We start from the raw sequence: 12,667 nt of genomic DNA on the forward strand, positions 1-12,667 counted from the left end.
CTTTCAGCAAAATCGTTACAGATGAGTCAAGTTCCCAAGTTGGTAACCTACACTATCCGTAACGCAGATAAGAATAAATCGAAGGGAGATGAACCACATGAGCCTGCGCTACAGCTTCTTCGCCGTCGTACCCGATGGCATTATCGAAATACCCCAAGGGAGCAATCTTTCATGGCTGACACTGTTCTATGCGCTTCCGAGAGAGCTTGTCGAGAAATATCCCCCTGCGCTGTCCCTGCCGAGAAACATTTATGAACTGCTTGACGATCCCGACAGTATGGAAATTGTTAAAAACGATATGTTCCTGTTGCTTGTATGGGACTGCTATGCGTGGTCTGCGTGGCAATTCTTCCAAGTGCCAAGTAAAGACGGCACATACAAGGACATCCCCGGTGATTGGAAGAACTACTCCGGTGACTTCCCATTGTGGCGGCTGTCCTATGAAATCATCAAGCATTTCCGCAAAAAGTTTGAAACGGAGATGGATTGGAGTTTCCAACGGCTGTTTCTGATGGACAGAGATGATGAACACCCCTGGCTCACCTATCAGCAGTTCAGTAATCTGATTGGCAATCTTACGGATATGATCGTTGCCGAGGAAAACTGGCAGCCGATGATCGACGAGTTCTGGAAAAACCGCAATCCCGACGATTATAGCGGCTCCAGCGTCCACAAGCGGGACTTCAACCGTTCGTGGTATCACGACCGCAATCACAGACACCTCTCTATCGAGGAAATCGCAGAGACCGGCGCTATGATCGACGGCGAAATGCTGTTTGATATTCCCAACCCATCGGCGGAGTTTGAAACAAAGGTGCTGCAAAAAATCGGTATTGAACAGTTTGAGCGAAAGCTAACAGAGCAGGACAAGCAAATCCTGCGGATGCGAATGGACGGCAGCTCACTCAAAGACATTGCCGCCGCTGTTGGATTCAGGACACCGAGCGCCGTCAGCAAACACATTGAGAAGATCGCCGGTGCGTATGAGGATTATGTGTCCGGCGAGTACGGCAGCTTTTTGGATAAACACGCAAAATAACAATTTGCTCATCAAGGCAGTCACGATAACCGTGGCTGCTTTTTTGATGTCCGAAAGGAGTTTATATGACCAGAGAACCCTTTGAAACCATGCCCGACGTGATGGATGCAAAGCAGCTTGCCAAAGCCTTGCAGATTTCCAAAGCAGGAGCCTACAATCTGTTGAACGAACCAGATTTTCCAACGCTGAAAATCGGTGGGCGAAAGATGGTGATGAAGCGAGATTTGCTCGTTTGGCTGAAACGCCACACCAACGGTCAAGAGCCGTAAAATATCAAAATTATCGAACAGAAATGGCTCAGACAAGGAATGGTACGATACAGCGTTTTCTTTTTGAAAACCGCTGATTTTGCCAAGTCAAGAACCGAGAATAACACACGAAAGAAGCTCTTGCTTTCAAACAAGGGCGTAGAAAGGAGCTTTATGCGAACAGGACTGACAAAAGCACAAAAGACCACCGAAATTATCTTTGATGAAACCGGCAATCCCGTTTTTATCCGTACACACAACACCAATCTGAAGAAACGGCTGACCGCTTATGCGGAGCAGTATCCCGATTTTTGCAAGCTGACTGAGGATGATGCAGAAATCGGTTGTAAGGCTTTTGAAATTCAAAAGGGTCGCTTCTCTATTCGGTTGACTGCCCCATACAGCGAGGAACGCCGCCAAGCGGCAAGCGAATGGGCGAAGAAGAACGGGATAGCGATAAATTGTGGTTGATTGGATAAAATATAACTGTCTTGTTTCTTGCAATTTACAAGAATATCTTGATTTTTGACATTTTCTGTGCTATAATTAGTGTAGATTATTTTCTGCAATGGTAAGCCGCAAGACTGAAACGGAGGTTGTTGTATGGCGGTCAATTACAATAAACTTTGGAAGATGATGATTGATAAAAATATGAGTAAAACAGAGCTAACACATCTTGCGGGAATCAGTACAAATGCAATGGCAAAGCTTGGAAAGAATGAAGATGTCCGAGTAAATATTCTGGAAAAGTTGTGTACCTCTCTTGATTGCAAACTGGACGATATTGTTGAGTTTGTGCCGGACTCAAGAGAATAAAGCTTCCTACAAAACCAGAGAAAGGATTCGATGCTATGTCGTTCAGTCCGAATTTATATAAACACGAATTAGATCAGAAAGCGTTTGATGCACTTAGCATTTTCCCGAAATTTGCTAAGTTGCGGGAATCATATATCGCCAATGTGGATGAGAAAGCAGCTAAAATCAATTTTCTGTCTTCTGCAATCAGACTGAGCGAAAATCAATTCCCCGAAATATATAATTTGCTTCCTCCTATATGCGAGAAGTTGGGAATAGATGTTCCCGAACTGTATTATATAAAGTACAAAAAGATGAATGCCGCTACGGGCGGTAGCACAAGCCCCTATATTTTCGTTACATCGGAATTGGTTGAGAAAATACCCGTCGAGCTGATTGCCACAGTGCTTGCACATGAATGTGGGCATATCGCCTGTCAGCATTATCTTTATCATTCCATGGCGAGTCAGCTGATTGATGGTATTGACAACAGCCCCTTATCCAGAATACCTGCTATCAGAAAATACCTTACTCCCACTTTGGTACGAGCCTTGTTGTTTTGGGATCGGTGCAGCGAGCTATCTGCTGACCGAGCCGCCGTTCTATGTGATGGCACAGCAGATAAAACAATAGATGTTCTTTTGAAACTTCACGGGTACGAAAATATCAATCGTGCAGAATTTCTGAAACAGGCTATGGATTTGAAGGCATTTGTAAATGATTCAAAGTCCAATAAGCTCATGGAGCAAATGCTAACACAGGATGAGAGTCACCCCAGATTGGCGACCCGTGCCTATGAAAGCCACGGATGGGCAAATACAGAGCAATTCCAAAGAATCCTTGATGGCACATACACTGTTGAGGAAAAGAATAGAACAGAAAATCAACCGCAGGAACAGGAAGTTGTCGCCGCTGAATTGGTTGCAGAATCGGCAAATCCGCAGCAAGCCGCAGACATTGATGCTCTCAATAATGCGCTTCGTAAGGTAAACTGCGAATTGGAAAAATATACCAGCAAAACTGACAAAGGGGATTATGCTTTTGCCGTGTTTAGTGGGATTATGGCAGGAGCGATAGATGCGTTATTTGTTGGCGAAACAATCATTACGGATGGGGATGTTGCGCTCTCACATCAGCAGGTCAACAATTTTATTCAAGAATATGCCAATGCACGGGGCTTTGACCGTGAACGTTTGAAAGATGCTATTGGAGATCTCGAAAAAGCGTTTAAGGTAGCGCAGGACAATGTTTGGAAAGGTGCCGGAATAGGTGTTTCTGCAAAAAATCACCATCTGGCTGATCTGGCACATCATCCTACTCCGCTGGGGCTTGTTTCTTCCGTAATTGTTCAATTTCTGAGGATCGGAACATTCGTAAACAAAGATGGCGAGTGGCACTTTGCCCTTGTCGAAACATCGGCAAAAGACATTGTTGAAATCCTTACCCCGGCTGTAATCACCGGCATATTGAATTGGCTGGTGTTTATTGCAACAAAAAAATATGAACAGGACGAGGTTAAAGAAATTCCTGCCGCACTCCGTAAGCTTGCTCATTTGGTGGCATCAACACCGATGATTATCGAACTTGCCAAGTGCGCAGATAATTGGTTTGGGCATTTGGTGAGTGACATGGGCGGCTCCAAGAATACTGCTGGTGGAGGCATGGGTATTCCGGGCGTGTTCATTTCTCTCTTGTACGAATTTGCCTCGCTGCCGATCATGCGGAACACTGGGCTGCCGATGTTTGTCAATGAACTTTACGAAAAGCAAAAAATTGATCTTCGCCATGAAATTCCTCTTTATAAAGCGGCGGGCAAACAAGCCATCCCCGTAGCTTTCAATGAGATTTATGTTCGCATCGGTTATTTTGTTTCCCATCTGGCGGCTGAACTCGCAGAACACGGAAGTGATGTTGCGAAGATCAACTGGAACAATGTGGTTCCTTTCCGCAACCGAACCGTTGACCGTATGCTTGCGGTTGCCAGTATGACATTTACCGTTGCAGATACGGCAGATGCGGCGGTACACGCAGCGATTGAATCTGGCGGGAACTGGGTGCTGTTTTCCGGACGCTTTGTTACAAGGTTTAACTATGTCGGTGCCGGCAGAGCTGCTGTTGCCATTGTCAAGGAAATCTCAAATGAGCGAAAAGAAACGCAGCTTATCCATGAAAAGATGATCCTGTCCGAAGCGAAAGCTGCTGTTTTCTTGGGCCAGCTCCAGCAATTTAAGGAGCAGCTTGAAGAAAAGGTTTCTCAGTATTTTGCAGAGGATATAGAAGCGTTTATGTGCGGCTTTGACTTTATGAATCAAGGTATTGCATCCAGCGATTCTGATCTGGTGATAAAAGGCAATGTTGTAATACAAAGAGTTCTCGGCAGAGAGCCGCAATTTGCAAATCAAAAGGAATTTGACGACTTGATGGAGTCTGATATTCCTCTTGTACTATGATCCGGGAGGGACGGTTATGGCTATAAAAGATTTTGGCAAGGGATTAAAAAGTTCTTTGCACGATGCCGTAGATACAGTCAAGGCAAAGGCGAAAGAAGTTGAGCTTCCCGACATTAAGGAAACAGGCGAAAAAACATCGGAGCGCATAAAAAGCCTTTTCAAAAAGGCCGAAGAGGACAAGCCTTCTGTCGAGGTGACTTCGCCGCCGCAAACTATTACAAGCATCTCAACCCACTCTGCGATTAAGCTCATATACTTCCTTATGGCGGCAGATGGAGAGATATATCACATGGAAGAAGAAAAATTTGATTTGATTGGCATGGAGCTTGACCCGGATTTCTCTAAATCCAAGGAGCAGATCATCCAGGAGTGCCAAGCTGCTTTGGACAAGGTTATAGACCCGGAAGATTATTACGATGCACTTCAAGACGGTGCAGAAGAAGCTCTGCTTTCTTCTCATAAAACGGAGGGGGCATCCATTTCTCCAAAACACCTTGTATGGAATCTTTTGTCGGTTGCCTACAGCGATGAAAAGTATAATGATGCCGAAAGAAGATTTCTGAAATATGTTGTTAGGAAACTCAACATTGATAAAGCGGTGTTCCTCGAAATGGAGAGCAGTATGTTGACACTCATGGATATTGAGCGAGAGTTGGCGTGGATTAAAACTACCAACAGACCGTATCTCACGATTGAAGCCATGGTCAATGAACTTGCGGATAGAAAGAATGTCATTTTTGAAAGTGTTTTAGATCTTATAGCATTGTAAGGAGGACGCAATATGCCGTTGCCATTACTGTTTATCGGCATTGCCGCAGCAACAGGCGGGCTTGGTGTTGGAAAGACCATTAAAGCCGGAATTGATGCGAACAATGCGAAGAAAATCAATAAGAATGCGAATGAAATAGTGGAAGCCTCTACCGAGTGGCTTAACGCTCAGAGAATGGCTTGCGGAAATTCTCTGCGTCAGCTCGGTGAAGAAAAACTATTTATTCTTAACAGTAGCATTACAGGATTTCTTGATACATTTACGAAAATTAAAAATGTTGACTTTCGTGAGTCTGAGGGATTAGAAGAACTGAAAAAGCTCCATGTTGATGAGAAAGAATTTGTGGAACTGAAATCTATGGTGAGCTTTGCGGGATCACTTGCAGGAGGCGCAGTAGCGGGAACTGCCGGTGGAGCATTGGCTGCCTTTGGCGCATACGGTGTAGCGCAGGCACTTGCCTGTGCATCTACAGGAACAGCGATTGCTTCTTTAAGTGGGGCTGCCGCCACCAATGCTACCTTGGCATTTTTCGGTGGAGGGTCGCTTGCTGCCGGAGGACTTGGTATGGCAGGAGGTACAGCAGTCCTCGGTGGGCTTGTTGCCGGTCCCGCACTTATGGTTATGGGATTTGTAGCAGGTCATGCCGCAAAGAAAGACCTTGAAAAAGCTTATACGAATAAAGCAGAGGCGTTGCAAATTGCATCTCAGCTTAACACGGCATCTTTGCAATGCGAAACCATCCGCAGACGAACTTATATGTTCTACAATCTGCTTGCACGACTTGACACCTACTTTCTCCCCATGATCTATAAAATGGAGGATATTTTCCAAGCAGAGGGTGATGACTACAAGCAATATAGCGCAGAGTCCAGAAAAGTGATTGCTTCTTGTGCAAGTACTGCCGTATCTATCAAATCCGTGCTGGACACGCCCATTTTGACAGATGATGGTCTGCTCACAGATGAGTCCGAAGCAACAGCAACAAATATCGAAGGATTCTTGCAGAACATGAGAATCAACATCTGATTAACAGTCACGAAAATCCCTTTGGAACAAAGGGCGCACTTCTATACCGGGTCATGCCCGGTATGTGCGCTCTGCGAGGCAGACAGCCCAGACACTCGAAGTCTGGGCTGTTTTGCGTCACTCCGTTCCGAACAAGCGGGCTGCACCCTCTTGCGATGCTTCGCATCTATCACCTGCGCACCAGCCGCCGTGAAGCAGTTTTGACAAACTGCTCCCCGTCGGCAGGTCTTAAAAACATATACCGAAACCTTTTACATACCGATTGCTCATCCGGGCAGTCGGTACTTTTATTTGAAGGAGGAAAGCCTATGTCCAAGAAGAAAACCATTCCCGAACTGGAAGCTGAAAAGACAGCAGCCGAGCAGAAGATCGAACAGCTCAGGCATCAGAACGAACGGCTGGACAACCGCATCCGGTATCTGAACAAGGGCGACCGCAGTAAGCGCACCCATCGGCTCTGCTCCCGTATGGGGTATATCGAGCATTGTGCCCCCGAACTGCAAACGCTGACCGAAACCGAGTTCTACGATTTATTTGAACATCTGCTCCGTCAGCCGGATGTGCGTAAAGCCATTGAGAGAGCCGTACACAGCCACAACAGCCGTATCAATCGAGGAGGTGAATAACCTGTCCCTATACCATTTCCATGTTTTCCAAATCAAGCGCAGCAAAGGACAGTCTGCCATTGCTGCCGCTGCCTATCGTGCGGGAGAAAAGCTGCACAGCAATTACTACGGCGAGGATGCGGACTACACCAAAAAGGGCGGCGTGATTTGCTCGGAGATTCTGCTGCCGCCCCATGCGCCCAAAGAATTTGCAGACCGTGAAACTTTATGGAACGCCGTTGAAAAAATCGAGCAGCACCCGAAAGCACAGCTCGCATACAGCTTTGACATTGCCTTGCAGAACGAGTTTTCTATGGAAGAAAACATCGACCTTGCAAGGCAGTTTTTACTGGATGAGTTTGTGAGCCGGGGCATGACGGTAGACTTCGCTGTTCACTCGCCAGATAAAGAGGACGGCGGCATTGCCAATCCCCATTTCCATTTTCTCTGCCCCATCCGACCGATCAACTCCGATAGCACATGGGGAACAAAACAGCGGCGGGAGTATGTGTTGGACGAAAACGGAAACCGTGTCCGTGACGATGCCGGTCACTATGTATTCAACGCCGTCCCTACTACCGATTGGGGCAGACCGGAAACCTTGGAGCATTGGCGGCAGGCATGGGCTGAACTGTGCAACGCTAAATTTGCGGAGAAGAATTTGGATTGCCGTATCGACCACCGCAGCTATGAACAGCAGGGCCTTGACATCGTTCCCACCATCCACGAAGGACCGGCTGTGCGTGAAATGGAAGCAAAAGGCATCCTCACCGACAAGGGTGAGCTGAACCGCTGGATTCGCCGTATCAACAGTATGCGAAAAAATATCGTTTCCATGCTGAGTGAGCTGTTTGCTGCCATCCGTGAGATTAACCGTGAGCTGAAAGCACCGAAAGAACCTACCCTTACCAAACTGATTACCGACTACTACAGCGGACGCAACGCCGGTGCGTGGAGTGTTTACGCCAAGGTTGGCAATCTCAAAAATATGAGCCAGCTTGTAAACTATGTCCGAGAGAATAATCTGCGTACCGTTGCCGATCTGGAAGCAAGGGTATCTGACCAGCAGGAAAAGCTGGACGCACGATCTGCTTCCTGCAAATCGGTTGAAGCCAAAATAAAAGAAATATCTGAACTTCTCCGGCAAGCACAGAATTATGCAGATACCAAACCCGTGTATGACGAGTGGTATCGCATCAAGTTCAAGGGCAAAAAAGACAAATTCAAGGGAGAACACGAAAGCTAGCTTCGCAAATATTACGCCGCCGAGCGCAAGCTGAAACCGCACTTCCACGATGGGAAGCTGCCGCTGACGAAGTGGCGAAAAGAGGTTGCGGAACTGGAAAGCGAATACGCATCCCAGCAAAAAGCAATGGATGCGCTCCGTGACGGTGTCCGCAATCTTCGTCAAGTAACCCTTGCAGTCAAAGGTGCCACAAACGAAAAGCAGCAGCTTCACGAACAGAGCAAAACCCGCCACCACGAAAATGAACTTTAAGGAGGAATTGCATGACCAACGAATTTACCACAGCATACGAACCCATCGACCTTTGCGCCTGTTTTGATATGCTCTATTTTCCACCGGAAGATTTTTTGGAGGAATGCCGCATCTACTGGCTCAATCATAACCCGTTCCACGGTACGATTGAGCGCCGCATCGGTAATACCTGGTTTACCATCGAAACCGAGTGTGCCGGAACCGAGAAACTGACCGATAAGGTCAGGCGGCTCATTTTTTCTGACAAAAATCTTGGGAAAGGGGGCTGTTGTTCATGACAGATACAAAAAGTTATGTTAATATAGAACCATGCACAACGGTTCTGTCGGCTGACCAACAACCAAAGGAGGAAATTATGTTGGATCAGCAGAAAATCACCATCATCTACTGCCGCCTGTCCGTGGAGGACATCAAGGATGACGCCAAAGACGGAAAGGGCAATTCCAAGGCAGATGAGTCGAATTCGATACAGAACCAAAAGGAACTGCTTCTTCGCTACGCAAAAGACCATGGCTACACGAATCTGAAAGTCCTGATCGACGACGGTTATACGGGTACGAATTTCAACCGTCCGGGCGTGCAGGAGGGCTTCGAGCTTGTCAAGCAGGGGCTTGTGGGCTGCTGGCTGGTCAAGGATATGTCACGCTTCGGTCGTGACTATCTGACCGTCGGACAGTACACGGATATTATCTTCCCCAGCTATGATGTTCGCTTCATCGCCGTCACCGATGGCGTTGACAGCGAACGGGGCGACAATGAGGGTTTTACCGCAATCCGCAATCTTTTCAACGAATGGTATCCCAGAGATACTTCAAAGAAAGTTCGTGCGGTGTTCCGTCAGAAAGGAACAAGCGGAAAGCACCTCGGTCAAGCGCCCTTCGGCTATATCGAAGACCCGAACAACCCCGGCTACTGGCTCGTCGATGAGGAGGCGGCAAAGGTGGTCAGACACATCTTTGCTCTTTGCATCGACGGAAACGGACCGTCAAGAATCGCAAGGATGCTTGAAAAGGAACAGGTGCTTACAGTCAAATCCTACTATGCCATGAAGAAAGGCAAGCCCCTGCCGGAATTTCCGTACCGTTGGAATGACAATTCCGTGGTCGGTATTCTGGAACGGATCGAGTACACCGGCTGCACCTGCAATTTCAAGACCTACTCCAAATCCTTCAAGCTCAAAAAGAGACTGCCTAATGCCCCAGAGAATATGTATATTCTGGAGGACACGCAGGAAGCCATCATCACCAAGGTACAATGGGACAGAGTACAGCAGCTTCGGCAAAACAAACGCCGCCCCGCAAAAGCGGAACGGCAGGGATTGTTCTCAGGTCTATTGTTCTGCGCCGACTGCGGCAACAAGCTCCATTTTGCCACCTGCAAGAGCTTTGAGGGAAAGCAGGATCACTATGTATGCTCCAGTTACAAGAGCAACAGAGGAACCTGCAGCGCACACTATATCCGTGAGGACACCCTGCGGGATTTGGTGCTGGAACGTATCCTTGCTGTGAACGCCTACATCCGCAGCGATGTGAATGGATTCAAGGAAGAATGGCTCCGTTGCAGGCAAGAGGATTGGGAAGAAGGTATCCGTGAGGACAAACGGAGAGTAGCGGCCGCAAAGAAACGCTGTGCCGACCTCGATATTCTGATCTCCCATCTGTATGAAGATTTCGTCCTCGGCAATCTGCCTATGGAACGGTACAGGAAGATGAGCGCAGAGTACGAAGCGGAGCAAAAGCGGTTACAGGACGAAATCGCCATCAGAGAAGGATGGGTCGAAGAACAGGAGAATATGAGCCACGGCCTTGACGGCTTTGTGGAACTGGTCAACAAATATGTTGACATGACGGAGCTGACACAGGCCATCGTAAATGAGTATATCCGAAAAATCGAAGTGTTTGCCTCGGACAAGTCCAGCGGCAAGCGCAAGCAGAAAATCAAGATTTTTTGGAACTTCGTTGACGAGCTTGACCTCGAAATCTTCTCTCAGCCTATCGTCTATGAAAGAATTACGAAACAAATGCAGAAAACGGCGTGACCTTCGGGTCACACCGTTCTCTGGGACAAATAGTTACTTGTCACTGTTTAGCCTTGCAGCTGCGGGGTTTTCTGGTGGGAAGAGTGAACAATTTAGATATCCTTCGCGCCGCAGGCGTACTCGCAAAAAGGTGGTAGCGACAGCGAGCCGTCGCAAGCGCGCAGGCGAGCCGAGCAGGCCTTTTTGCGAAAAAGGAGGAGTAGCGGCGCGGGCGATTGATTTTTTCTGCAAAAAAAATCGGAGCAAGCAAAGCTTACTCCGACGTGGTACACCATCGGGGGCTCGAACCCCGGACACCCTGATTAAGAGTTAATCAAACGCCTTTTTACGCTGTTTATCAAAAACCCTCGCAACGCAGGCTACATAAGGCTTTTCTTCGTTTTTCTGTACATCTCATTTACCGTAAATTACCGCTGTTTTTTGCCGCTTAATCAGTCAAAAATTCAGTCAAATAATAATCACATTAAAACACAAGAGGCGGAACGTTCCGCCTCTTGTACAACCGAATTTAATGACAAACCTTACACGCCGAATAACCTTGCGCCTTTGCTTTGCTCAGCGTTAAAGTTCTCGTGTCGTTCTTTCCTCTAACATACCTGCAAGAAGCAGTATGATACTTCTCCCCCGTCCGGGTCACAACAACCGTTGCTTCTTTTTTGGCCGGCGCCTTCGTTGCCTTTGTAGTTGGTGCAGGCGTTGGTTCAAGCGTAGCTATCGGAGTCGGCACAGGCGTTGGTTCAGGCGTAACCACGGGAGTCGGTTCGGGTAGTGTCTCGGGCGTAACCTCCGGAGTCGGAACCGGTGTTGCGTCCACAGTAACCACTGCCGTGCTGTTCGCCGCACTGCTGGCCCCATCTGACGTTCCACCGCAGCCAGACAACACCAACATAGACGCAATCAATGCAAGAAAAACAGCCCAAATGCTTTTAACTTTGTGAGAAAAATATCCGTTCATGTTACAAAATTCCCCCTTGTTTGTCGATATTGTATTTTAAAATAACAGTTTAACAATAATTTATTTTGTCAAAACCGTCAATCAATTGTCACAATTCGAAACAAAATTGAAATACATGATACACGCCGGGACAAACTCCGCTTTGTTCAAAATTTTCTTACGAAAATTTCTCATGTCATTTCGCCATTGCTCCGTGGTTCGCGCCGTTCCAATCAGGCTGCGCCATTGGCTTGCCCGCTTGGGGCGCTATCACATGGGCGCTATTTGCAAAATTAAAAATTTTGATGGCGCTCCATCTTTCCCAAAAGGCTATCGCCTTTCACCCGTTCCGAGTACAGGTGGAAATCCTACTTTTAAGCCGCTTTGCACCCATTCCCGCCACATGCGGGACCTCCATTATTTATTCCTTTTCCCCTTTTTGCTTCGCCAGCTGATTCACATACACACTGGCCCCAGCCACCAATACCCCCTGGGTAATTCCCGCGAATAACACAGCCAACACATCTCGCCACCCAACAACCTCCGAATTGGCGATTAAATATACCGTGCTCAACAGTATGCCAACTACGCCCAGCAGCCAAGGAATATGCTTGTCCTTAAACGCGCTCTTTTTCAGCGCAAAACCAATTAAGTACAATACCGGAACCAGCACAAGCAATTCCGGACATATCAGTTCATTCAAAACATCAAACATGGTGTTTTCCCCTTTCATTTCTTGTTCACAGTTTCTAAAACCGTAATCCGCTTTTCGTGATTATTCACTTTCCCATAAATATCCTCATGGGTCTTGTGAAACTCCTGAAGCTGATTTGTATATCGTTTTTTAAATTCGTCCAAACCGTTCATAAACGCTTCCATTTGCGTTGTAAGCTTTGCTATGGTGGAATTTAACCTTGCAATCGGGGTGGCTACCGCCGCCAGCAAACCAACCAAAGAAACAATAACGGTTACAACCGTCCATTCCATAGTCCACACCCCTACTTTCCCGTAATATACCGCACAACATTCCGCGCAATGATAGCCGCCTGTGCTCTTGTCACTGGTTCATTCGGGTTAAAATGGGTTTCGTCCACCCCGTTCATAATCCCCATTTCAAACACTTCCCGAATCTGCTTTTCTCCGTAGTGCCCGCTGATGTCTGTAAATTTACATTCTGCCATTTTTATTTCCTCCCTTATCAACTGTTTAAACTTTTCCCACAGCGCCCAGTTATTTGCGCTCATTGAGGCCGGACAGTTCTTTCT

At 47.2% G+C, this 12,667-nt stretch carries 15 protein-coding genes; 11 read left to right on the plus strand and 4 right to left on the minus strand.

Annotated features, from left to right (window positions below):
• The first annotated feature begins 97 nt into the window (after positions 1-97).
• The 11 genes from H8698_RS05100 to H8698_RS05150 all read left to right on the plus strand — a co-directional run bounded on the left by H8698_RS05100 (position 98) and on the right by H8698_RS05150 (position 10,468).
• On the plus strand, positions 98-1,039 hold the full coding sequence (locus H8698_RS05100; RefSeq protein ID WP_249311463.1) for a helix-turn-helix domain-containing protein: 942 nt from the start codon (positions 98-100) through the stop codon (positions 1,037-1,039).
• 65 nt (positions 1,040-1,104) lie between these two features.
• Positions 1,105-1,308 carry a helix-turn-helix domain-containing protein gene (locus H8698_RS05105; protein WP_249311465.1) on the plus strand — a complete coding sequence of 68 codons (204 nt, stop codon included), beginning with the start codon at positions 1,105-1,107 and terminating at the stop codon, positions 1,306-1,308.
• Between the two features lie 153 nt (positions 1,309-1,461).
• Positions 1,462-1,758, plus strand: coding sequence for a hypothetical protein (locus tag H8698_RS05110; protein WP_249311515.1), 297 nt, complete (start codon positions 1,462-1,464; stop codon positions 1,756-1,758).
• A 132-nt stretch (positions 1,759-1,890) separates the two neighbouring features.
• Complete coding sequence (locus tag H8698_RS05115; protein ID WP_249311467.1) at positions 1,891-2,103, plus strand: helix-turn-helix domain-containing protein; 213 nt, start codon at positions 1,891-1,893, stop codon at positions 2,101-2,103.
• A 35-nt stretch (positions 2,104-2,138) separates the two neighbouring features.
• Positions 2,139-4,532: a M48 family metallopeptidase gene (locus H8698_RS05120; RefSeq protein WP_249311469.1), complete on the plus strand. Its 2,394-nt coding sequence runs from the start codon at positions 2,139-2,141 to the stop codon at positions 4,530-4,532.
• Positions 4,533-4,548: 16 nt separating this feature from the next.
• Positions 4,549-5,301 carry a TerB family tellurite resistance protein gene (locus tag H8698_RS05125; RefSeq protein ID WP_249311471.1) on the plus strand — a complete coding sequence of 251 codons (753 nt, stop codon included), beginning with the start codon at positions 4,549-4,551 and terminating at the stop codon, positions 5,299-5,301.
• A 12-nt stretch (positions 5,302-5,313) separates the two neighbouring features.
• Positions 5,314-6,327, plus strand: coding sequence for a hypothetical protein (locus H8698_RS05130; protein ID WP_249311472.1), 1,014 nt, complete (start codon positions 5,314-5,316; stop codon positions 6,325-6,327).
• Between the two features lie 308 nt (positions 6,328-6,635).
• Positions 6,636-6,953 carry a DUF3847 domain-containing protein gene (locus tag H8698_RS05135; protein WP_249311474.1) on the plus strand — a complete coding sequence of 106 codons (318 nt, stop codon included), beginning with the start codon at positions 6,636-6,638 and terminating at the stop codon, positions 6,951-6,953.
• Entirely contained in the window at positions 6,901-8,178 is a 1,278-nt protein-coding gene (gene mobQ / locus H8698_RS05140; RefSeq protein WP_249311476.1) for a MobQ family relaxase, read from the plus strand. The genes H8698_RS05135 and mobQ overlap by 53 nt, the downstream gene beginning before the upstream one ends.
• Before the next feature lie 263 nt (positions 8,179-8,441).
• On the plus strand, positions 8,442-8,708 hold the full coding sequence (locus H8698_RS05145; RefSeq protein ID WP_249311477.1) for a hypothetical protein: 267 nt from the start codon (positions 8,442-8,444) through the stop codon (positions 8,706-8,708).
• Positions 8,705-10,468: a recombinase family protein gene (locus H8698_RS05150; RefSeq protein WP_249311479.1), complete on the plus strand. Its 1,764-nt coding sequence runs from the start codon at positions 8,705-8,707 to the stop codon at positions 10,466-10,468. Before H8698_RS05145 ends, H8698_RS05150 begins: the two co-directional genes overlap by 4 nt.
• A gap of 508 nt (positions 10,469-10,976) precedes the next feature.
• Here the strand turns inward: H8698_RS05150 and H8698_RS05155 are convergent.
• From H8698_RS05155 to H8698_RS05170, 4 genes are all read right to left on the minus strand, one after another.
• Positions 10,977-11,423, minus strand: a complete 447-nt coding sequence (locus H8698_RS05155) for a hypothetical protein (protein ID WP_249311480.1) — start codon at positions 11,421-11,423, stop codon at positions 10,977-10,979.
• A 400-nt stretch (positions 11,424-11,823) separates the two neighbouring features.
• The gene (locus tag H8698_RS05160; RefSeq protein ID WP_249311481.1) at positions 11,824-12,117 is read right to left on the minus strand and encodes a phage holin family protein; all 294 of its coding nucleotides are present in this window, start codon (positions 12,115-12,117) and stop codon (positions 11,824-11,826) included.
• A 14-nt stretch (positions 12,118-12,131) separates the two neighbouring features.
• A complete protein-coding gene (locus H8698_RS05165) occupies positions 12,132-12,389 on the minus strand; it encodes a hypothetical protein (RefSeq protein ID WP_249311482.1) in 258 nt (85 codons plus the stop codon).
• 11 nt (positions 12,390-12,400) lie between these two features.
• A partial coding sequence (locus tag H8698_RS05170) for an S-layer homology domain-containing protein (RefSeq protein ID WP_249311484.1) occupies positions 12,401-12,667 on the minus strand: 267 nt, incomplete at its 5' end.

This window comes from Congzhengia minquanensis (assembly GCF_014384785.1).
Taxonomy (GTDB): Bacteria; Bacillota; Clostridia; order UBA1381; family UBA9506; genus Congzhengia; species Congzhengia minquanensis.